General features: G+C 52.8%; 20 protein-coding genes and 1 pseudogene. 5 read left to right on the top strand and 16 right to left on the bottom strand.

Translation table 11 applies throughout. The annotated features are described in order from the left end of the window. Window positions 1–100: 100 nt before the first annotated feature. Entirely contained in the window at window positions 101–1,591 is a 1,491-nt protein-coding gene (glpK, locus tag M891_RS0114450) for a glycerol kinase GlpK (protein ID WP_016311072.1), read from the bottom strand. Window positions 1,592–1,733: 142 nt separating this feature from the next. Continuing rightward, window positions 1,734–2,189, bottom strand: a complete 456-nt coding sequence (locus M891_RS0114445) for a MarR family winged helix-turn-helix transcriptional regulator (protein ID WP_016311071.1) — start codon at window positions 2,187–2,189, stop codon at window positions 1,734–1,736. Window positions 2,190–2,423: 234 nt separating this feature from the next. Between M891_RS0114445 and M891_RS0114440 the strand changes: the two genes are divergently transcribed. From M891_RS0114440 to nagA, 3 genes are read left to right on the top strand one after another with little or no spacing between them, the layout of a single operon-like run. Next, window positions 2,424–3,293 (top strand): MurR/RpiR family transcriptional regulator, encoded by an 870-nt coding sequence (locus tag M891_RS0114440; protein WP_028539352.1) that lies wholly within the window; start codon window positions 2,424–2,426, stop codon window positions 3,291–3,293. Beyond that, a complete protein-coding gene (nagB, locus tag M891_RS0114435; RefSeq protein ID WP_016311069.1) occupies window positions 3,287–4,015 on the top strand; it encodes a glucosamine-6-phosphate deaminase in 729 nt (242 codons plus the stop codon). The genes M891_RS0114440 and nagB overlap by 7 nt, the downstream gene beginning before the upstream one ends. Further along, on the top strand, window positions 4,015–5,205 hold the full coding sequence (nagA, locus tag M891_RS0114430; RefSeq protein ID WP_028539350.1) for an N-acetylglucosamine-6-phosphate deacetylase: 1,191 nt from the start codon (window positions 4,015–4,017) through the stop codon (window positions 5,203–5,205). Before nagB ends, nagA begins: the two co-directional genes overlap by 1 nt. A gap of 90 nt (window positions 5,206–5,295) precedes the next feature. On the opposite strand, the gene M891_RS0114425 is transcribed toward nagA, so the two are convergent. Next, window positions 5,296–6,354 carry a YhcN/YlaJ family sporulation lipoprotein gene (locus M891_RS0114425; protein WP_028539349.1) on the bottom strand — a complete coding sequence of 353 codons (1,059 nt, stop codon included), beginning with the start codon at window positions 6,352–6,354 and terminating at the stop codon, window positions 5,296–5,298. A 212-nt stretch (window positions 6,355–6,566) separates the two neighbouring features. Here M891_RS0114425 and M891_RS0114420 point away from each other — a divergent pair, with 212 nt between their 5' ends. Next, a complete protein-coding gene (locus M891_RS0114420) occupies window positions 6,567–7,637 on the top strand; it encodes a glycosyltransferase family 4 protein (RefSeq protein ID WP_028539348.1) in 1,071 nt (356 codons plus the stop codon). Between the two features lie 86 nt (window positions 7,638–7,723). Here M891_RS0114420 and M891_RS0114415 read toward each other — a convergent pair whose 3' ends face one another. The 13 genes from M891_RS0114415 to M891_RS0114355 form a co-directional block, all read right to left on the bottom strand. After that, window positions 7,724–8,794 carry a glycosyltransferase family 2 protein gene (locus M891_RS0114415; protein ID WP_036700590.1) on the bottom strand — a complete coding sequence of 357 codons (1,071 nt, stop codon included), beginning with the start codon at window positions 8,792–8,794 and terminating at the stop codon, window positions 7,724–7,726. 17 nt (window positions 8,795–8,811) lie between these two features. Then, complete coding sequence (locus M891_RS0114410; protein ID WP_028539346.1) at window positions 8,812–9,798, bottom strand: polysaccharide biosynthesis protein; 987 nt, start codon at window positions 9,796–9,798, stop codon at window positions 8,812–8,814. Window positions 9,799–9,825: 27 nt separating this feature from the next. Beyond that, entirely contained in the window at window positions 9,826–11,136 is a 1,311-nt protein-coding gene (locus M891_RS0114405) for a nucleotide sugar dehydrogenase (RefSeq protein ID WP_028539345.1), read from the bottom strand. 66 nt (window positions 11,137–11,202) lie between these two features. Further along, window positions 11,203–12,132 carry a glycosyltransferase gene (locus M891_RS0114400; protein ID WP_028539344.1) on the bottom strand — a complete coding sequence of 310 codons (930 nt, stop codon included), beginning with the start codon at window positions 12,130–12,132 and terminating at the stop codon, window positions 11,203–11,205. Window positions 12,133–12,222: 90 nt separating this feature from the next. Next, window positions 12,223–12,630 (bottom strand): hypothetical protein, encoded by a 408-nt coding sequence (locus M891_RS0114395; protein ID WP_028539343.1) that lies wholly within the window; start codon window positions 12,628–12,630, stop codon window positions 12,223–12,225. Between the two features lie 139 nt (window positions 12,631–12,769). Further along, window positions 12,770–13,480, bottom strand: coding sequence for a glycosyltransferase (locus M891_RS0114390; RefSeq protein WP_028539342.1), 711 nt, complete (start codon window positions 13,478–13,480; stop codon window positions 12,770–12,772). Next, window positions 13,477–14,409 (bottom strand): NAD-dependent epimerase/dehydratase family protein, encoded by a 933-nt coding sequence (locus M891_RS0114385; protein ID WP_028539341.1) that lies wholly within the window; start codon window positions 14,407–14,409, stop codon window positions 13,477–13,479. The genes M891_RS0114390 and M891_RS0114385 overlap by 4 nt, the downstream gene beginning before the upstream one ends. After that, the gene (locus tag M891_RS0114380; RefSeq protein ID WP_028539340.1) at window positions 14,402–15,232 is read right to left on the bottom strand and encodes an SDR family oxidoreductase; all 831 of its coding nucleotides are present in this window, start codon (window positions 15,230–15,232) and stop codon (window positions 14,402–14,404) included. The genes M891_RS0114385 and M891_RS0114380 overlap by 8 nt, the downstream gene beginning before the upstream one ends. Then, window positions 15,229–16,215: a polysaccharide biosynthesis protein gene (locus tag M891_RS0114375; protein ID WP_028539339.1), complete on the bottom strand. Its 987-nt coding sequence runs from the start codon at window positions 16,213–16,215 to the stop codon at window positions 15,229–15,231. Before M891_RS0114375 ends, M891_RS0114380 begins: the two co-directional genes overlap by 4 nt. Further along, on the bottom strand, window positions 16,208–17,299 hold the full coding sequence (wecB, locus tag M891_RS0114370) for a non-hydrolyzing UDP-N-acetylglucosamine 2-epimerase (protein WP_028539338.1): 1,092 nt from the start codon (window positions 17,297–17,299) through the stop codon (window positions 16,208–16,210). The genes M891_RS0114375 and wecB overlap by 8 nt, the downstream gene beginning before the upstream one ends. A 20-nt stretch (window positions 17,300–17,319) precedes the next feature. Further along, window positions 17,320–18,834: a glycosyltransferase family 4 protein gene (locus tag M891_RS23975; protein ID WP_232228348.1), complete on the bottom strand. Its 1,515-nt coding sequence runs from the start codon at window positions 18,832–18,834 to the stop codon at window positions 17,320–17,322. A 64-nt stretch (window positions 18,835–18,898) separates the two neighbouring features. Beyond that, window positions 18,899–20,023: a CgeB family protein gene (locus M891_RS0114360; protein ID WP_028539337.1), complete on the bottom strand. Its 1,125-nt coding sequence runs from the start codon at window positions 20,021–20,023 to the stop codon at window positions 18,899–18,901. 103 nt (window positions 20,024–20,126) lie between these two features. After that, window positions 20,127–21,212: a CgeB family protein gene (locus M891_RS0114355; RefSeq protein ID WP_028539336.1), complete on the bottom strand. Its 1,086-nt coding sequence runs from the start codon at window positions 21,210–21,212 to the stop codon at window positions 20,127–20,129. Window positions 21,213–21,773: 561 nt separating this feature from the next. On the opposite strand from M891_RS0114355, the pseudogene M891_RS26170 reads away from it, so the two are divergent. After that, window positions 21,774–21,877, top strand: a pseudogene (locus tag M891_RS26170) (transposase); the annotation flags it as partial.

Below are 21,877 nucleotides of genomic sequence, written 5' to 3'. Positions count from 1 at the left end.
GCTCGGGTTTTGTGGTTTAACAAGGTTCAGGGATACAGTCAACACATCTTATGAAGAAACAGGGTTAATGGTGCGGTGCCGTATAGAAATGGGCGGCCCGTTATTTGAAGGCCATCGCGGCCTGAACCGCTTTCAGCCAGCCTTGGTAGAGCGCTTCCCGTCTAGTCTGCGGCATCGTTGGGATAAACCGGCGTTCCAGGCGTTTGCACTGCGCGACTTCATCCATATCGCTCCAGTAATCAACCGCGAGACCCGCCAAAAAGGCCGCGCCCAACGCCGTCGTTTCGCCAATCGCCGGACGTTCTACAGGAACTCCAAGAAGGTCGCTTTGGAACTGCATCAGAAAGTTGTTTGCCACCGCGCCGCCATCCACTTGCATGGACCGAACAGCATATCCGGCATCCTGCTCCATCGCACCAAGAACGTCTTTGGTCTGGTAAGCCAACGCCTCAAGCGTCGCCCGGATAAAATGCTCCTTCGTCGTTCCCCGCGTCAAGCCAAATACCGCGCCGCGAACCTCGCTGTCCCAATACGGGCTGCCGAGACCGACGAAGGCCGGAACAACGTAGACACCTTCCGTGGAGTTTACGCGCGATGCATACATCTCGCTGTCTTTGGCGTTCCGGAACATGCGCAACCCGTCGCGCAGCCACTGAATCGCCGAGCCGGACACGAAGATACTGCCCTCAAGAGCGTACTCCACCTTTCCGTTTAGGCCCCAGGCCAAGGAGGTAATCAGCCCGTGCTCTGATACGACAGGGGTGCTGCCGGTGTTCATCAGCATGAAGCAGCCGGTTCCGTACGTTGTTTTGACCATTCCTGGTTGGAAGCAAGCTTGCCCGAACAGAGCTGCCTGCTGGTCTCCGGCCGCCCCTGCGATCGGCACCTCCTCCCCGAAGAAGTGATACGGAACCGTGGTGCCATACACTTCGGAGGAGGATTTCACCTCAGGCAACATCGCCTTTGGGATATCCAGCAGAGCAAGCAGTTCATCGTCCCAGGTCAGCTCGTGGATGTTGTACATCAGCGTCCGCGAAGCGTTCGAATAGTCGGTGACATGCAAGCGTCCGCCGGACAGCTTCCAGATGAGCCACGTATCGATGGTGCCGAACAGCAACTCGCCCTTCGCCGCCCGCTCCCGTGAGCCTTCGACATGGTCGAGGATCCACTTGACCTTGGTTCCAGAAAAATAAGGATCGAGCAGCAACCCCGTTTTGGCTCGGAACAAAGCGTCATGCCCAGCATTCCGCAGCTCCTCGCAAATGGCCGCCGTTTGCCGGGACTGCCAGACAATCGCCGGGTATATCGGAGTGCCGCTGTCTTTTTCCCAGACGACCGTCGTTTCCCGCTGGTTCGTAATTCCGATTCCGGCAATTTGCCGCGGCTTGATCCCGGATTCGGATAAGCAGGAAGCGATCACTGACAGGATCGAGCCCCAAATCTCGTTAGGATTCTGCTCAACCCAACCGGGTTCGGGGAAGTACTGTGGAAATTCTCGCTGTGCCGAATGAACAATCTCCCCTTGCCGGTTAAAAAGAATCGCCCGCGAGCTCGTTGTGCCTTGATCCAAGGCCAAGATATATTTTTCCATGAAACTCCTCCGTTTCGGTTTGATGAAATAACGCTTACATTCTTATGTCTATCATAACCCGGCAACTTACGTGTACGCTATCAGAACAGGAGATAAAAAAAGAACCACGGCTCATCTCCATGGTTCCTTTCCGTTAAAATGTTCACCGTTCCTCATCCGCCTTGGAATTGTTGGATAGCTTCTCCAAAATTGTGATCATCATCTCCAGCTCCTGTTGGCTGAGAACGGATAAATGCGTTTTCAATACTTCCCTTGATTTCTTTCGAGCTTCCGCCAACACCTCGGCCCCCCGCTCGGTTACCGACAGCAGCACCGCCCGCCGGTCCTGTTCGTCATGCCGTCGCTCCACGAATCCGCTTTGGACCAGCCGATCGACCATCACTGTAATCGCGCTGGGCTTCACTTCCAGCTTGTCAGCCAAATAGCTGACATTGCAGTTGGACTTCTTCGCAATCAACATCAGCGTATGAAATTGCGGGCCCGTCAGACCAAGTTCCTGATGGTGCATTAATTCGCTCTTCACTTTCCGAAACGAACGGGTCCATACCGACTCGATCCGATCTATGTAATTGTCGAGATCAAAGGACAACAATACCATTCCTCTCTCCGATAATAACCCTGCTTTTAAAGTGTATTATGCGAACACCGAAAATTCAAGGAATCTGTCGCCATTTGACGGGCAACCCTACTTGAAAAGGGCGGGAAAATCGCTTATGATGAAACCGAGATATCAAAATAATTTTCATAATCTGCAGAAAATTAATAAAAATTATTTTCGCAGAAAGCGAACAAGCTTATCAACGGCTGAACTTCCTGAGGGAGGGACTTATCTATGACACCCATATTGCATGCGGTATCCAGTCACTTAGAGACGCTGTCGCCGCAGGAACGCAAGCTGGGCGAATACATTTTGGAGTCGCCGGCCACCGTGATTCATCAGGGAATCACAGAGCTAGCCAATGCGTGCGGGATTAGTCCCTCCACGGTGACAAGGTTCTGCAAGACGTTTCACTTTAAAGGCTTCCCTGATTTCAAAATGAAGCTGGCTTCCGAGCTGGCTCACAAGCCTGCCGAGAACCACTACCAGGACATCATCGCCGGCAACGACCTGCAAAAAATCGTCGAAGCGATGGAAACCAACCATCTCGCCTCGATTACCGACACCACCCGGCTGCTGGACATGAACCAGCTGTCTCGGGCCGTTGAGGCACTATGCTGCGCCAAGCGCATTGATCTGTACGGTGTGGCGACTTCCTCAATTGTCGCCCAGGACTTTTACCAGAAGCTGGTGCGTATCGGTAAGAACTGCACCGCCTTTGCGGATTCCCATATGCAGATCACTTCCGCCTCTTCGCTCAACGAAGGCGACGTAGCGTTGGCGATCTCCTACTCAGGTGAAACGCCAGAAACGATCGATGCCCTGCGCTGCGCCAAGGACAGCGGTGCTATCACGATGTCGCTCACGCAGTACAGCAGCAACTCTCTGGCTTCACTTGCAGATATTGCTTTATTCTCCTCCTCGTTAGAGGAAGGCATGCGCCGAGGCGATATGGCTTCGCGGATTGCGCAGCTGCACGTCATCGATATTTTATTTACGGGCATGGTCAGCTTGGAATTCGAGGACTTCATTCCGAAGCTGGAGAGCTCGTATCAGAATGTTCAAATTTATCGTAAAACCCAAGGAGGGCAACACGAATGCTGAATATTATTAAAACCAACAGTGAGCAGCAATTTAATGAAACCGGGGCTGGTATCATCGCAAGCCTCCTGCAATCTAAACCTCGGGCGATTTTGGGGCTGGCTACCGGCAGCACGCCGGTCGGAGTGTATGAGAAGCTGATCGAATTGTATAAGCAAGGCAGCGTCAGCTTTAAGCAAGCCAGCAGCTATAATCTGGATGAGTACATCGGTTTGCCGGCAGACCATCCAGAGAGCTATCGCCGTTTCATGGACGAGAAGCTGTTTAATCATATTGATATTTTGCCTGAAAATACGCATGTCCCTGAGGGAAATGCTCCGGATCCTGAGCAAGCTGCCAAGGACTATGCCAAACTACTGGATCAAGCTGGCCAAATCGATTTGCAGCTGCTGGGCCTTGGACATAACGGCCATATCGGGTTTAACGAGCCAGCAGATGAATTGACGGGGCCACCGCATGTCGTGAAGCTGCAAGAGCGCACACGGCTGGCGAATGCACGCTTCTTCAACTCCATTGACGAGGTGCCAACTCACGCGCTCACCATGGGGATCGGCTCGATCCTGCAGGCTAAACAAATCCTGCTTATGGCCAAAGGCGAAGACAAAGCCGAGATTATCGCCAAAGCGTTGAAGGGGCCGATCACGACCCAATGTCCAGCTTCACTGCTGCAAACCCATCCGAATGTAGTTGTCGTCGTTGACCAAGCTGCGGGGAGATTCCTGTGATGAGCAGCGCCGGACGTACCTTCAACCTGATTCATGCCGAAGTTGTCACCCCGCGCGGGACGTTCCGCGACGGCGCAGTGGCGGTGAAAGACGGCGTCATCACTTACGTCGGCACCACCGCAGGATTGCCTGAAGCTCATGCCGCAGGTGTTGAGACGATGGATGCCAAAGGCAGCTATGTGCTGCCCGGCTTTATCGACGTGCACGTCCATGGCGGCATGCTGGAGGATTTCTCTAAACCAAGCAAGCAAGGTCTGGACGCGATTACGAAGCTTCACTGCAGTCAGGGAACGACATCGATGTTGGCGACAACGATGACCCTTCCGAAGGCGATGATCGACAACGTGCTGGAAGAAGTCCATCAATATATGGCTGGCGAGATGCCTTATGCCCAGTTGGTTGGCGTACATTTAGAGGGGCCATTTATCAGCCCGAAATGGCCGGGCGCCCAAAATCCCGAACACATCGTCCCGCCGAATCGCGAATGGATCGAAGGCTGGGAACAGCAGTATCCGGGGCTAATTAAACAGGTTACGTTTGCGCCTGAACGGGATGGAGCACATGAGTTGATTCGCTATTTGCGGAAGCAGGGAATCGTCGCGGCTGCCGGACATACCGATGCCACGTACGAAGAAATCATAGCCGCTTACGAGGTGGGCTTGAATCACACCGTGCATATGTTTAACGCCATGACGCCGTTGCATCACCGCAAACCGGGTACCGCCGGGGCCATCCTGAGTACGCCGGGCATCAGCGCAGAAATTATTGCCGATGGCATTCACGTTCATCCAGCAGCCATCCGGCTGCTTAGCAGCGTGAAGACCGGCAGCAACCTGCTCCTGATCACCGATGCGATGTCGGCTGCAGGCTTAGGTGACGGGGACTACATGCTTGGTGATTTGCCGGTTGTCGTGAAGAATAATGTCTGCACGCTGCGCGACAGCGAAGGCACGTTAGCCGGAAGCACGTTAACGATGATTCGCGGTTTCCGCTATCTCGTCCAAGAGGTGGGATTGTCGATCGAACGCGCATCGGAAGCCGCCAGCGTCAATCCGGCGAAGCTGATTCGCATCGATCATTACACCGGCTCGATCGAAACCGGCAAACAGGCGGATTTGCTGTTGGTTGACCGTGATTTGGAACTGCAGCGTGTATGGGTCAAAGGCCGTGCATTCCAAGATCACGAATAATCCAAATCCTCCAAACACAAGATAAAGCGCGAGACGCAGGAAGATTTCTTCCCGCATCTCGCGCTTTTTGGCATTACTGTTAAACCGCCGTTAGCGGGTCGTCCCTCCGGTGAAGCCGGCGTTCATGTCACGTGCACCTGTTCCTGTCCCATTGCCCATGCCGGCATTAGGTCTAGTTGGCGCATAGCCGTTTGGTCCAGTCATCGTCCCTGCACGGCCGGGGAATACACGGTTAAGCATCGTTTCAAAATCTCTGATGTAGTTGTTCAGCGTTCCTCCGCCACGGGACTCTGTAGCATATTGGCCGATGGTGGATACAAAATCGGAATCGCTTGTTACATAAACGTTGCGGATATGCGGTGCCGTTTGCTTAATGGCAGCCTCGATCCGGTTTTTCAAATCCTGGGAAACGTTGCTCGTTCCAGCTCCCAAGGCCCCGTTCCCTGTCGTGAAGCCCGAAGGGGTGTTCGTCATTCCACGCGTACCCATTCGATCTGTTGTCGTTCCGGTACCTCGGTTCACGCTGGACATGCCCATATTGCCCCCAGGATACATCGACCCGGAGCGGTTGCCAGTTGTACCGGTGCCCTGTATAGAGCCGTTGTTGTTACGGCTTACGTTGTTCCCGGTTCCAAACCATCCGCGTCCAAGGTCAAAGAGCCCGCCCAAACCGGCTCGATCGTTGCCGCGAGCTAGTCCGTTGTCCCCAGCCCCGCGGGTACCATAGTCCGCACCGTAAGGCCCGCCAACATTCGTCGTACCCAGGCCCACTCCGTTTGGCCGTTGCATACCATAGGCGCTAGTCCGGCCATTCATATTCATGCCGTGGAGTGTGACACCTACATATGCATCACGGTCGGTAACAACGACATGTGCGGTTTGAACGTCGCGAAGCTGTGCCACCTTGTTGCTAAGCGCAGGGCTGTAACGCAGGGAACGGATACGCGTATCCTGTCCGCTGCCGGCGCTGCGGGAGAACAGACGGTTGCCGGGGTTCAAAGAATTGACATCATAATTGCGGTTATTGCCCCGTAAGCTTTGCGTACGCACATTATTGTCGCCCTTTCCGTCACCGCAGCCTGCCACTAAAGCCATCCCTGCAATTAACGCTGCGGATAACGATAAGTTTACGACTTTCGCTCCTCGCATGTAGTCAACCTCCATCCGAAAAAGTAATGTATGAAACAGGACTTATGATGCGCCAAATCCCGTAGTCGTCATACAGGTAAACATAACCGAGCCACCCACCTGCCACCTGAGCTTTTGCAGGCTTTTATCGCGGGAAATCTACCCACACGTCCAAATCAGATGACGCGTACACTAAATCTGAGACGCTGATTAACCTCAAGGGGTGCTGGCCCATGAAAGTGCTGTTTACGTTTTACGTTCCGAGCGGCGGGGTCGAAACATTAAACCGCTTGCGCTGCGAAGCGCTCAGAAGCCGGAACATTGAAGGCCATATTTTGTATTTGCGTCCCGGTACCGGGCTCATCAACACGCAGCAGGCTAATATTCCCGTAATGGTGGACCCAAGCGATGCCGAACTCGCTCAACGTTTGCCGCAATATGATGCCGTTATAGCTACCTCGGATTATTGGATGCCCGAACGGCTGCGCCGGCTTGGGTTTCACAAACCGATAATTTTTGAAATTCAAGGCTTGGGCACGCGGGAGCAAGCGGATCAGACGCTTCGGGAAGGCAAGGACGAAATCTTACGAAATTGCCAGGCTTCGCTGATGCCTCCAACCCCCCATTTGATGGAGTTGGCCTCCACCCACTATCCCACATTGCCCAAGTTCGTACTGATGAATCCGCTGGATACTCGGCACTTCCGTCATATCGCACAACCGAAGTATCCGGTACCCATTATCGCTTGGGTCGGACGTCTGGACCCGAATAAGAACTGGGAATTATTTCTGAAAATTGCGGCCGCCCTGCTCCGTCAACGTCCACAGATGGAAATTTGGATGTTCCTCGATTATCAACTTCCGTCTGAGGAGACGAAAAACAAGTTTTGGCAGTATGTTCAACGCTTAAGATTAGAATCGAACCTGAAATTGTATCCGAATACCCCCAACCGGGAGATGCCCTATTATTTATCCCGCGTCGGCGATTCCGGCGGACTCATGATTTCCACATCTACGCTGGAAGGCTTCGGATATGCCGTTGCCGAAGCATTAGCTTGCCGTTGCCCCGTGCTGACCACTGATTCGGATGGTGTACGTCTCTTTATCAAACATAATGAGACGGGAAAATTTTTCGCGTACCCGCAAGTGGGCCAAGCGGTTGCCGGCGCATTGGAGCTGATGGATCATCACGGACAGCGGGAGAAGATCCGCAGCATGGGGGAACAGCATGTCCACCAGTGGCTGTCGCCGCAACAATATGCTGATTCCTTCCGCCAAATGTTGCAAAGCTTAGGAGTAAAATAAAGAAACAAATGAAAGAACCTCCAGAAATCTGGAGGTTCTTTTGTCGGCAATTGTTCTGCAAAATGCATATACTATTGGGGAGCCGCCTATGAGGTAGACGTATTTTCCAAAGCCAACTTCAACTTCTTCTCATTTTCACGGAGGCCTGGATCCTCTGGCAAATAACGAAGTGCCTCCCGGTTATGTTCATACGCTTGACGTAAATGGCCAAGCCGCGCATAACACAAACATAACCGACTATGCGGCAACCAGGTTCGGGGCGCCGACTGAACGATCGCTGTCCAACTGCCAACATGGGCATTCTGTAACGCCTGACCGTACCAATAGACTGCCATCGCCCATTCCTGTCGATCCTCCATACATCTTCCGATCGCACAGCAAATTTCCGAACTCGGAATTTGATATTGGAGAGATCGCAGCAACGTCTCCAGTTTCTGTCCTTCGCGTCTCAAAAAACCATAGCAATCCGCTAAACGAGCGCAGGCCAGAATCAGATCATCCCGGTTCGCCATCGGATCGAGAAGGAATTCCGTAAACTGCGGTACGGCTTCCTCATATCGTCCAGCATCTGCGAGCTCGCATGCGAAATGAAAACGCAGTCTTCCTTGCAGTTCACCGCCGGAAGCCAAATGATGCTCGATGATCTTTAAATTTCGGCCGGAATGGCCCCCGGTTCCGCGATGAGTTACAGCGATATCCGTTAGCAGCTGCTTTCCATCCGGAATATCCAAGTATTCATGTACGATGCCAATCCAGCGATACTTCCGGCTCCGTTTGACTAATCGGTTCCGCCGGGTGTAGGCCAGCGGCGCTCCGGTCTGTTCCTCCTCATGCAGCACATAATTCATCAGAACCGCGTCAATGTCGGAGCTCAAATTTTGCTTGAGCTGAAGGAGCTTGGCGCGGTTGGGTTCGGTGAACACATCATCGGCATCCATCCACAGAATATATTCACAGGTTGCCAAGGAGAAAGCGAAATTCCGTGCAGCCGCAAAATCGTCCTGCCAAGCGAAATCATACACCTTGGCCCCGAATTCCTCCGCAACCGCCTTCGTGCGGTCGGTCGAACCCGTATCTACGATCACTATTTCGTCCACCAGATCGGAGACGGACTTTAAGCATACGGGTAAACGGGCTTCTTCGTTCTTGACAATCATACATAAACTTATCGTGATCAGTTCAGGAACCCTCCCTCCCGCAGCAGTTCTGCCACTTCGGCTTTATCAAGCAAAGAAGCGTTGGAATTGTATTCAGAGAACAGTTCGCGAGGCAAGCTGGAATAATGGGCAATGAGCTCCTTGGAGCTGGGAGGAAGAATGACATAATATTGATCGCTGTACTTGAGTGTATAAGGAGCTTCGTACCGGGAGACCAGCACCTCATGCAGCTTCTCTCCAGGCCGAATGCCAATTTCCTGCACCGGAACGTGATGTCCGACATAATGCTCTGCAAGCACCTCGGCAATATCGATGATGCGGCAAGCCTTCATTTTCATCACGAACGTTTCGCCTCCGATGGCTGTCGTGGCCGCTTTGAGCAGAAGATCGATCGCTTGGGACAAGGTCAGGAAGAAGCGCGTCATCTCTCGAGCGGTAATCGTTAAGTCTTTCCCGTCCCGCAGTTGGTTAATGAACAGCGGAACTACGCTGCCGTTCGTCCCCAGCACGTTCCCCCCGCGGATACAAGTGAATCGGGTATGTTCACTTAAATCGTTGGCGCGAATCATCAGCTTCTCCCCGATCGCTTTGGTCATCCCGTACGTATTGGTCGGATCCACCGCCTTGTCGGTAGATACGTCAATCACCTTGATAACCTTATTCGCGATGCTCGCCCGAATGATGTTTTCTGTGCCGAGCACATTGGTCTTAAGCGCTTCTTCCGGCTGGAATTCGCAAACCGGCACATGCTTTAGCGCTGCGAGATGAAAGACATAATCGACTCCTTTACAAGCCGCCTCCACCGCCGTGTAATCCCGGACATCGCCGATCAGATAGCGCATGGAGACGTGCCCGCTAAATTCCCGCTGCATCAAGACCTGAGCGTATTCGTTTCTCGAGAAAATGCGAATTTCCCGCGGTCCCTCTTGCAGGAGCCTCCTCGTCAACATTTTCCCCCAGGATCCGGTCCCGCCGGTAATTAACACGATTTTTTCTCTAAACATCTATATACCTTCCTTTCGTAACTAGATTCATCGAGAAATTCCGTTTTGAGCGGATCCTGTTTTTCCGCCCCCCAACCTAACGATCCGCGCCTTGCCTTGCATACCGGCCACTGCATTCCGAGTATCGAACACGAAACGTGCGTGCTTTACGACCTCCTCAAGCGGTAATCCGCGGTGACGTACCGCAATCAACACACCGTCCGAGGAGGCTAAGCGCTCAGCTGTCAACTCCACCGAGAGCAGCTGAGTTCCGCCGATCTCCACCTTGGGAATCAACGGATCATGATAATCGACTACAGCACCAGCGGCCATGAGCAGCCGGATCACCTCAAGCACGCTTGATTCGCGGATATCGGCGACATCCTCTTTGAACGTAACTCCGAGCACCAAAATCCGCTTGCCAGCAAGAGTGGAACCGTCCATTTCCTCTTGCAGTCTGGACACAATGTAACTTGGCATTTCGCGGTTAATCCGCGTGCTGAGCTCGATGAACGAACTCTCCATTCCCAACTGCTGTGCTTTCCATTGCAGATAGATCGGATCCACCGGGATGCAATGTCCGCCTACGCCTGGGCCAGGATAAAACGCCTTAAAACCAAACGGCTTCGAGGAGGCGGCCTCCACCACTTCCCAAACGTTGATTCCCATTTGATCGCAGAGCAAAGCAAACTCGTTGATGAATGAAATGTTTACGAAACGAAAGGTGTTCTCCAGCAGTTTCGCCATTTCCGCCGTTTCTGTCGAGGATACCCGTACCACAGTGCGAAATCCTGCACGATATAGCTCTTCCATCCGATCTGCGCAAGCCGTGGTAACTCCGCTAACAATCTTAGGAATATCCCGCAGCGAGTAACGGCGGCTTCCGGGATTCACCCGCTCTGGCGAAAATCCAACAAAGAACTCCGTCCCGAGGTTCAGACCGCTTTTTTGTAACAGCGGCAAAATGACTTCCCGAGTGGTTCCGGGGTAAGTAGAGCTTTCCAATGCGACCAACTGCCCGGGCTTAAGATGCTTTCCGATGTTTTCGGCAGCATCGATCAGATAGGTCATGTCCGGCACATGCTTCTTTGTCAACGGAGTTGGTACACAAATAATGACCGCTTCTGCGCTTGCGATTTTGGCGAAGTCCGACGATACCGTCAATTGCTGCGCATCGGTATATCGTTGGATTTTTTCATCAGGAACGTCAGCGATGTAACTGCGCCCCTGCTGCAACAGCTGTAACTTCTGTTCGTCCTTGTCGATGCCGATAACGCGAAAGCCTTGGTCTAGGTACGTTTCGGCCAATGGCAGACCAACATATCCCATACCAACTATGGCTATGATTCGTGACAACATCCATCTCCCCTTTCGCTTGAAGTTTGAACATAAGGACGAGTCTCTGGCTTTCTCTAATGCAAAAATTTAACCAACGATGGAACGGATCATTTGAAGCAGCTGCTGAGTGCGAACGGAGGTTGTATGTTTCTCCCGAACGAACTCATAGCCCTGCCCGCTGATTTTGGCTCGAAGCGATTCGTTGTTGGGATGCAGATAGAAATGAATTTTGGCGAGAAAATCTTGCTCCGATACCGCCACATAATGCACGCCAGATTTAAATCCAAGCGCACGGAGATCAGCGTTCTCGGATGCAAGCAGTAGCGTGTTGCAGGCGAGCACTTCAAAATATTTGCGAAGCGGATAATGGAATTTGGAATCGCAAGTCAGGAAGATCTTGGATCGGTTCACTTCAAGTGCAAAGCCTCGCGCCACCAGCGCCTGGGCATCGGAATCGAAGTTCGTATACCCGGGATGACTGTGATACACAAAGCCGGGAAATCCGGACAAAGCCGTCTTCATCTTATGGCGCAACGGATAAACCTTCGGGTTCGTTGCTCCCATAAGCAGAACGTTGATGTTTTTCCGGCGCCGATAATCCCTGAACACCGTAGGTTCTACAAAATGCGGCAGCCAATAAAGACGGCCCTTAAACTCGGGATACCGTTGCCGGAACGCTTGCTGATACATCACAAAGATGGCGGCTGAAGGATGTCGACGCAGGAACTCTCGTCGCTGCTCGACTTTGGCATGCAGATCATGCATGATCATGCCCCAGGGTAACTTCAGATGTTCCAGCCCTTCAACCGGAGGACAATACGTGGCATGAAACCGATCATTAAACAGAACAAAATCGGGCTGAAAGGGAGCTCGCCGGAGAATGGCCCGCACCTCTCCGCCCCGATGATCCAAGGCTAAATCGGCATATTTTCGCAGTTCCAATTGCATGTAGTGAAAATTCCGTTCCAAATACCGACTGAAATCCTTCGTTACGAACAAAATTTTTAGCCGCTTCATTCCTTCAAATCCTTTTCTATCGGAGCTGATATCCTTTGTTTAGCAGAAAACCTGCCCGGGTCACCCCGAGGCAGGCTTTCTGGGTTCAACCTAACCCTGTTGGGCAATGCCTACTAATGATTCTGGACCGTTACGGACTGCCGTTGTTGCTCCAGAGATAAAGGACGTATAGACGGTTTCCGGAGCAGCCGGAGCCAGAAGGTCGGCGGCTACGAAAGACGTAACTTCTGTGGATACGGCGCTGCTAACTACGCCGTCGAGGGTATAGATGACGTTGGCAGGGTTGTACGTAGCACCGCGAACGATTTCAATCGTAAACGTATCGCCGACGTCTCCCAGAATTCCGATAGTACCCGACAGCACAACGATCGGATTCGGAACGTTCTGCGTTTGCAGCCCGATAATCCCGAACAATGCAGGAGTATCTGTGAGTGGAGTTCCGGGGAAACCAGGCTGGTTGGAGTTCACGGAGCTTCTGGCATCAAGAAAGACACCCATCTTTTAAATCACCACCTTCTTGTAATCTAGTACAGGTTATGAACCGAAGAAGGTTTTGGTATAGACATCTTTATCAAGATAACCGCTTATTTTGTCTTCTTAGGCTTCGTCGATAGCTTGGACAGGCCCGCTAGTATCGTTATGAAGTCGCTATGAGATGGGTCAGTGCATCCCGGTAACGGTTCTGAATGAACCGGATCTCCGCCGAAATCGCCGCCTGATGGCGCAGCGTCCCCATCCCCGAATGCCGTCGGTAAGAGATAAGCGGAACGTTCAAATAAGGAAAAGCCGTCCGAGAGAGCATGACTCGATGCCAAAGATCGTAATCGTGGGTGTACGGCAGTCCTTCATCAAATAGGCCTACACGCTGAATCAAGCTGCGTTTGATCATGACCGTACAACCGTTAATCGGGTTGCCGCTGTACAACGTGTTCGCCAGCTCTCGCATGCCGAGGGGCTGCATGCCAGCATTGTATTGTGTGATTCGGCCGTGTTCATCGATGTAGTGGAAATTGGTGTGGGAAATTTCAGCGCCTTGCCCTAGCATGAAATTTAATTGCATTTCGATTTTCTGAGGCGCGAACAGATCGTCCGAGCTAAGCCACGCAATATACTCCCCGGATGCGTGTCGGATTCCGTGGTTCAGCGCGGAGGCCGTTCCTCCATTCGCCTTGCCCAAATAATAGATATGACCGCGGTAAGGCGCAAGCCGTTCGGCGTGGACAGTCGAACCGTCATCCACAACGATAATTTCTGTGTGCGGATACGTTTGACTCAGTGCACTTTGCACTGCCTGTTCAATGTAGGGACAGTTATAAAACGGAATAATGATGCTCACGCGTGGATTCATAATGTTGCGGCCCCCTCTTTGCGAAAATAGTCCAGGATGTCCAGCAGCGATTGTTCCCAAGCCACATTGGCCCGCCACCCCAGGTCCCAAAGTGCCTGGGGAAGGGGCGGCTCGGCAGGGGACGCCGAGCCGCTTCCGGATGAAGGACCCGCTTGGATCCTCATATCCGTTACGGTTGTTAGCTGTGCGAAGTCCTCCACCAGTTCGGCCAAGCTTCGCTCTCGCCCGGAGCAGACGGGATACACCTCTCCGATCTCCCCTTTGCGCAGTAGCATTTCATAGGCATCCACCGCGTCACGTACGTCGAGGAAGTCACGCCTAGCATCCGCCGCAGACAACTGGAAAGGGAGAGGGGACTCTCCCCGCTCCAGCCGGACGATATGCCGGGCGAGCAGAGAGCATATCCCTGTGGATGGACCGGCGCCAATCAAGTTGCCGGGTTCGGCGATCAACACGCCAAGTTGGAACAACTTCCCCCAGGCTAAAGCGGCCGCCTCTTGCAAAGTTTTGCTTAACCCATAAGGATGCGTGGGATGAAGCGGCCGATCCAGTCCAAATTTAAGCCGAGAACCGGCTACGAGGATACGGGTATCCCCCAGACCGCAGGAATGTAACGCATCCAGCAGATATAGGGTCGTCATGACATTACTCTCCATGTAGAGGAGGGGCTGAGCCCAGGAATCCGGGACGGAGTTTTTCCCGCCTAGGTGCAGCACGTACTGCGGCCGGGTTTGCTCAATGGCCTGCTTGACCCCTGCCCGGTCAGTCAAATCGCACGGAATGTACTCTAACTTCTCGTTGACAGGCCATCCGACTGCCTTCCTGACCATAGCGAAAACCCGGTATCCCTTGGCAGCAAAACGTTGGCAAGCATGACGCCCGGTAAAACCGCCGGCTCCTGTTATCAGAACCGTCGCCCGGTCACCCATGCTGTTTCATCCATTCCGCCATTTCCTCTATCATCTTTCGGAACGAAGGTAGAGGGACTACCGCATCCGGACGGGTGTTCACCAGCGTTCGGTCGAGGTTCGGGCCATCATCCGGTTCGATCTCAACGTCGTCTTTCCCCCAAATTTCTTGAAACATTTGCAGCATTTCGTATTTGCTGACGACCTCTGGATGCGCTAAATGGATCAACCCGGACACGGGCCGGTCCAACAGCAATTCGATCGTCTTCGCAAGCTGGATCGTCGTCACGCCGTTCCATTTGACTTGGCGGTACCCGGACACCTTCCCTTTCTGATTCATAAACCAATGAAAGAGACCAATTCCATGACGGCGAATCTCCGGTCCGATAATGGAGGTACGGATGGTCAGATGTCCTGCGTCACGGATCTCCCCAAGCGCCTTCGTTAAGGCATACGTTGTGACACCGTCGGGCTGATCATCCTCCTTATAGCTGCCACGGTCACCGCGGAAGACGCAGTCCGTACTGATATGAATCAGGCGCGCATGGATTTTGTCAGCTAAATGGCGCAGCCGGTGGGGCAGAAATCCATTGATGTGATAAGCCATAATTTTATCCTGGTCGGCAAATTGATTTAGCACCCCAACCGCGTTAATGATGACATCGGGACGAACTAACTGCACCGCCTGATCGACAGCGACGATATCTCCGGCATCCAAGATCAATGAGTTGCGGTCACCAGGGTCGCGTGAGGTATAGAACACCTGGTAGCCTTCCTTCTCGCGAAAATGTCGTACCAATACATGACCGGCCATTCCATGGCCCCCAAGGATCAGCAATTTCATGAGAGAAATCCTCCTTTATCCAGCATGTTGCGGATCTCCTCCTTGCTCATCAGCTCATGTTCCGAACTCAACTCGCCGTAAGGAACGAGCGGCAAATGGCCGTAACGATCTCGCAGACCCGCGATCTCGAGCGCAGGCATGATGACCAGATACTCCTTGTCGTATACCACGGTCGACCGGCTTTCATATTCACTGAGCAGCAACTCGTGAATCCGTTCGCCAGGGCGGATCCCCGTCACCTCAATCGACACATCGGGGATGCCTGAAGCCTCAATCAGCACCTCCGCCAGATCGATAATCCGGCAGGTTGGCATCAGCATGACGAAAATCTCCCCGCCGATGCTCTCCCGAGAAGCCTTAAATAGAAGCTGGATCGCTTCCGGCATCGTAAGGAAAAATCGAGTCATTTCCAAATCGGTGATCTTTACCCGCTTCTGCTCCCGAATCTGCTGCTTGAACAAATGAATCACGCTGCCGTTGGTCCCCAGAACGTTGCCGCCCCGAATGCATACAAATCGGGTTTCATCCTGGATCAGGTTGGCGTAAACAACCAGCTTTTCACCGATAGCTTTGGTCATGCCATAGAAGTTCGAGGGGTTCGACGCTTTGTCCGTAGAGATATAAAGGACTTTTTTCACTTTGTTTTTAATGGCGGCTTCAATAACGTTTTGGGTGCCGACCACATTGGTTTTCAGCGCTTCAGCAGGTTGCTCTTCGCAAATGGGCACGTGTTTCAAAGCAGCCAGATGATAGACGATGTCCACGTTCTGGCAGGCCGTGATCAAAGCCTCCTTATCGCGGATATCGCCGATTCGAAACGTCAGGCGCTCATCATGAAAGGTGCGGCTCATCGCAACCTGCGCCGCTTCACCACGGGAGTAAATGATGATCTCCTTCGGGTCTTGGGGGAGGAGCTGGCGGATCAGCTCGTAACCCCAGGAACCGGTCCCCCCGGTGACGAGAATCACTTGATCTTTAAACATTCAACTTCCCCCCAAGCACGAATTTGACCACTTTTTGTGAGACCTTCTCCTCCAAATATCCTTCAGGACAAGGCCATGAACGTTCCATACCGGACATCATCTTCGCTGCTTCGGCGATTCTGCCGGCGTCGATGCCGGATACGACGTTGCTACCGCAATCCACGGTCTCCGGCCGCTCTGTCGTACGGCGAATTGTTACCGTTGGTACCTGCATGATGCAGCATTCCTCCTGCACGGTGCCGCTGTCCGTCAACGCACATAGCGCATGCTTCTCCAGCTTCACGAAATCAAAGAAACCAAACGGCTCATAAAATTCCACTAAAGGATGCATCTCCAACTTCAGGTCCTGTTCAATCCGCGATCTCGTCCGAGGATGAATGCTGCAAATTAACCGTTTGGACGACATTTCTGCGACTCGATTCAGCCCATCCATAATAGCTTGCAGGGAGGGTGGTCGATCGACGTTCTCCGCCCGGTGGGTCGTCACGAGATAATAATCTCCTTCTCTCAGTCCCAGCCGCTGCAGAATATCGCTTGCTTCAATCTGAGGCGCGTAATGCTTCATCACCTCGTAAATCGGATTGCCGATCAGCACGATCCGGTTGCTCGGCACCCCCTCCGCCAGCAAATGAGCTTTGCTCTGCGGGGTGTATGGCATATTGATCGTCGACACCGCATCGATAAGCTTCCGATTTTTCTCCTCAGGCACCTCGAGGTCGAAGCAGCGGTTACCCGCCTCCATGTGGATCACAGGATAACCGAGACGTTCAGCGAGTATGGCACACAACGCACTGTTTGTGTCCCCTAGCAGCAATACGCGGTCCGGTCTCTCCGCCTCCAAGATCTGCTCCATCTGGCCAAACATCGCCGCTAATTGGCTGCCCAGCGTCGTTTGCTGATCTTGAAAGACATAGTCTGGCTGTCTCAAACCCAGCTCTTGGAAAAAAACATCGCTGAGACTAGCCGTAAAATTCTGGCCCGTATGCACCAGTACATGCTTATCGGCCCATTGATCCAGCAACGGGATGATCCGGCTGAGCCGAATGATTTCCGGTCGGGTCCCCAAAATGGTCATGATCTTCACGGTCTCATCTCCTTGCTGACTCATCTCCTTGTAAATTTCTGGCGTTTCCGCACGCGTTGCCTGCGGGGATTTCTGGTTCTCCGGCTAGGTTTGCGGCGGATTCGGTTCATCTTCCGGGTGCCCCCCGCCTTGCGCCGGGTGGTCTTACTTGCGCGTCGCTTCCCGCCGCGTCGGGCGGTGAAGCTCCTTCCCGCACCGGATTTTCGCTTACGCAGTTTGGCTCGCTTCAATTTGACTCGTCTGCGGCGGCTTGACGGACTCGCTGCACCCGCCGCCGATCCAGAGCCTCGATACTCCGCCGCATCTGGGGAAGTCGTGGTCGGGACCGGCTCAGGCAGAGGTACGGCAACCCCCGACAATCCCTGCATCCGCTGAACGAGTTCTTGAAGCCGCAGCTCGTAGGCAGCAGGGCCAAACATAACCTCTGCTTGAACTCGATTCCTTTCCCCTACGCTGCGGGACAGTTCCGAAGAAGACAGGAGCTCTGCACACTTCTCCACAAGTCCAAGGCTGTCTCCTGTCGGTACCAGATAAGCTCCGTTACCTGTCGACTCCAAAATTTCGCGCAATCCGCCAGAAGCATAGGCTACTACCGGTTTTCCGAAGATCATCGCTTCCAGCGCCGTTAATCCAAACCCTTCGGGCAGAATGCCCGGAACAACGACGATGTCCATCGCACTAAAGGCGGATTCCACATGGTATTCCATACTCACAAAAATAAATCGCTGCCCATGCGGTGACCCCTGTACCGCTCGCTTTAAACTCCGATAATACTCAGGTTGAACTTCCGCACCGATCATGACGAATTTGGCCTCCGGGAACCGGTGCGCCAGGTTCAGCGCTGCTTCGATAAAATGGTTGGCACCTTTCTCTGGAATCAGGTAAGAGGAAATATAGCCGACCAGAAATTCGGACGGTTTGATCTTCCATTGTGCTCTTCGTTGCCAGCGTTGTGCCGGCCAAAGCTCGGGATGGATATCCTCCGGGTTCCACGAAGGATAGAGCAATACGGTTTTGTGCATAGCCTGCGTTCCAGCGAAAGGAAGCAGGGCAGATTCGGAAATGCCAACAATCAAATCGCTGTATCTGTCGATCAGATTCACTGCTTCCGCCGTAAACTCATTGGATGCAATGACCTCCGTAATCTGCCAAATCACAGGGATTCCCAACTGTTTAGCCGCAATCGCCGGTGCTACATTCACGCTGGTATTTACCAGTACCGCATCCGGCCGCTCCTCTTGGAGCAATCCGATTGTACGCTGCACCGAGTCGCTCCAGGCAATCGTATGGATTTCGCCAGACAGACTGGAGTTCGGGGAACACATCGCGTATATCAACGGGTTATCACACAGCAGTGTGCGAATCCCATAACGATGGGCCAGCACCGACAAACTGCCCTGTCTTGGAACCACGATGGTACAGTCGTAATAAGCCGACAGCTTTCTCGCGCTGAATAACAACAGCTTTTCGGCGCCGGTTACGTTTCTGGAATTGCACACGTGCGAGAACAGCAGAAGCTTCTTTCTATCCGACACAATTGCCCCTCCTTTGCCTGTGCGTTTGTCCGAGGCTCAGGAACCAGCTTCCACTTCACTGGATTCACCCGAAAATCACGGTTAGCAGCTGATCTAACCGATTGGAATAGGTATGGTCCCGCAAGGTCCGATTCAGCGCACGCAACGCAATTTCCCGTCTTGCTTCCTCGTGATTCAGATAAAAACGCACCTTCTCAACCAACTCCTCCGGCGAGGAGAAGGTTTCAATTTCTTCGCCGGGGACGTAGAACGAAGCTAGGTCATCCCGCGAATCAACCAATTGAAGCGTTGCGCAGGCCGAAATTTCGAACGTCCGCGGGTTTGGCGACGCCGCTGTGATACCCGCTTTGTTGTTATTAACATCCTCCTCAAACGGGGAGCGGTGTAAGTTCAGTACAATTTTCGACCCGCTGTACACTTCGGCGGTTTCCACCGGACCCATCCATTTTCCCAGCTCGATCCGGTCCACATAGTCCGGGTACTCCGGCAGCCGATCCCACCAGATACCGTTAATCATTAAGCCTTGTTCAATCAACGCTGGAAAAATAGGCCGGAGAAAGTTCACCCGATTCCAATACGCTGAACCGATAAAGCTTAAATTGCGGCGGTGCGGGGATGGCATCAAGGTCGGACGATAGTGCTCCGGAAAGGCGGCAAACGGCAAATAATGAACTTGGCTGCAGCCGGCTGAGCGATACAGATCAACGCAATTTCGTTCAAGAGTAAACACGTAATCATATTGCGTACTCAGCGGAACCGTCAGATCCGTGTAGTAGGGATCATCCGTAAACCATATCGCCGTAGGGATACCCATCGCCCGCACGGCGTTGACATGTTCCAGAGGAAGCTCCAAGCCGTCGAGGGCGAGCAGCAAGTTCGGTTTATGCAGCGATGCCAAATCCGGTATCGAATCGCCCGGCACAGCGGTAATCACTTCAGCAGTTAACGTGCGGAGCGTGGAAGTTACGGCCTCATCAATCGGAGAATAAGGAAATCCTTTCCCCGAGCCAACATATAATATTTTTAAGTTGCGTACCGGGAATTTCGGCCGCGGTTGACTGACAATATAGCTGGCCCTTCCTCTCAGGTACCCCTCGGCATAGCCGTCACGGAACCCGTTGGTTCTACCGCTCTCCTCCGGGCTCATCACGGGTTGAGTTGGATGGCCAGCCGCTTCTTCCATGAACATAAGGTCACTCCTTTACTAGGTTGAATCTAGTTGGATAGTTCTAGCTGATGAGTTCTTGATAGTTGGTTCTCGTTGGGGTAGTTCCAGTGGGTTGACTCCTCTACTAGCTTTTGGTGACTGCAGCCAACAGGCGGCTAACCCGGTCCATATACGTATGGAACGCCGTCGTCGTCCACAGCGAGCGCCAAGCGATTAAGCGTCGTTCCTCATCATGCTCAAGATAATAGCGGATTTTCGCCTCTAACTCCGCCTCATCTCGAAACGTCTCGATGTCGTAGCCCGGCCGATAGAACGAGGTTAAATCGCCGCGGATATCCGTAATTTGAAAAGCGCCGCAGCTGGCAATTTCATAGGTTCGCGGATTGATCGAACTCCCAGGCGTATCGCTCCCGTTCCGGTTGTCCTGGCCGGTTTGCGTTGGTCGATGGATGTTGAGTACAATTTTGGCGGCATTGTAATAACGGACCGTCTCCTCAACGGGAACCCACCCTGGGCGGATGAACCTCGCCAGCTTCTCGTATCTGGGCAAGCGATCCCAATGGTATCCTGCGATCAGCACGCGTTTGTCTTGCAGGAACGAGCTTAAGCGATCAAACAAGGCTACTCGATTCCAAAAAGCATTACCGATAAAACAAACATCATAGCGATATTCAGGCTTAGCCGGAATGGGCCGAAATTGACGCGGATTCGCAGCGAGCGGAAGATGGTGTACGCTTTGCACCCCTAAGGAGCGATAGAGCGGCACACATTCGATTTCGTGCGTAAACACCACATCGTAGCTTAAAGCCAGCGCGGTCGTATCATCGGTAAAATAAGGATCATCCACGAACCAAACAGCGGTCCGAATCCCCATTCTCCGGATCTGCTCCAACTGCGTAGTATGATCAGGCGGAAAAATGTGCAGCGAATTCATGACCAGCACCAGATCGGGACGATGGTGCTCGGTTTCCTGCAGCATCATTTCCGGTGAGGCAACGATGCATTCCCGCGTCAACTCCGCAAGCGCCGTCTGAACCCCTTCGTCAATCGCATCGAACCCTTGAGGCACATACAGCACCCGCAGGTCCACTTTCGGCCGAGAAACCGGCGGAATGCGTTCCAGCACAGCCTGGCATCCGCCATACCGAATCCCATCCTGGTATCCGGCCTGATAAGCCTCGCCGTATCGATTCTCGTTGACGTTCTCCAAGGTTCTTCATCCTATCTTCGTGGATTTCAATCTTTCGTTTCCTGGGTCTTAATAAATATATGCTGAGGGGACACGTGCATCATGGACGACTACCCGCCCGCCGTATAAATTGGCGAATGCCGCCTTTTGACACCGCCTGCCTCCGAACTTTGGGCTTTCGGCACGCCTCTTTTACACGATTATCCCTTTCGATCAGAATACGGAGATCGCGATAGAAGATTGTGCCTTTGTGTGCCTCGTTGTGATTCGTTGTGATTCGTTGTGCCCTTTTGCACCATTATCCCTTTCGATCAGAATTGAGAGATTAGGGAAGAGAGTAGAGGGGATTCTAGCCCCTCTAGCCCTCCAACCCCCTTTTTGCACGATTATCCCTTTGATTCAGAATTGGCGAATCGATCAGGGGGATTAAACTAAGGCTGCACAGTGATCTGAACATCCACATTTTTCGTGAAGATTTGGGATTTTTTAGTTGATACAAGAACGTATGTTTGCTATAATGAAAAAAAGGGAACTCACGTGCGTATTCAGTGACTAGAGGAACTTCAATTGGAGGGATCGGACATGGAATTAGGTACGAGCATGGGGCTTAAATCTATCAGTAGCCGTTTTCAAAGCGAGGCCGACTGTATCGAGGCGATTATCGCGATGAAGTGGCCAAATGGCTT

Source organism: Paenibacillus sp. J14 (assembly GCF_000518465.1).
Taxonomy (GTDB): Bacteria; Bacillota; Bacilli; order Paenibacillales; family Paenibacillaceae; genus Fontibacillus; species Fontibacillus barengoltzii.
This window is presented reverse-complemented; position numbering and strand designations above follow the sequence as displayed.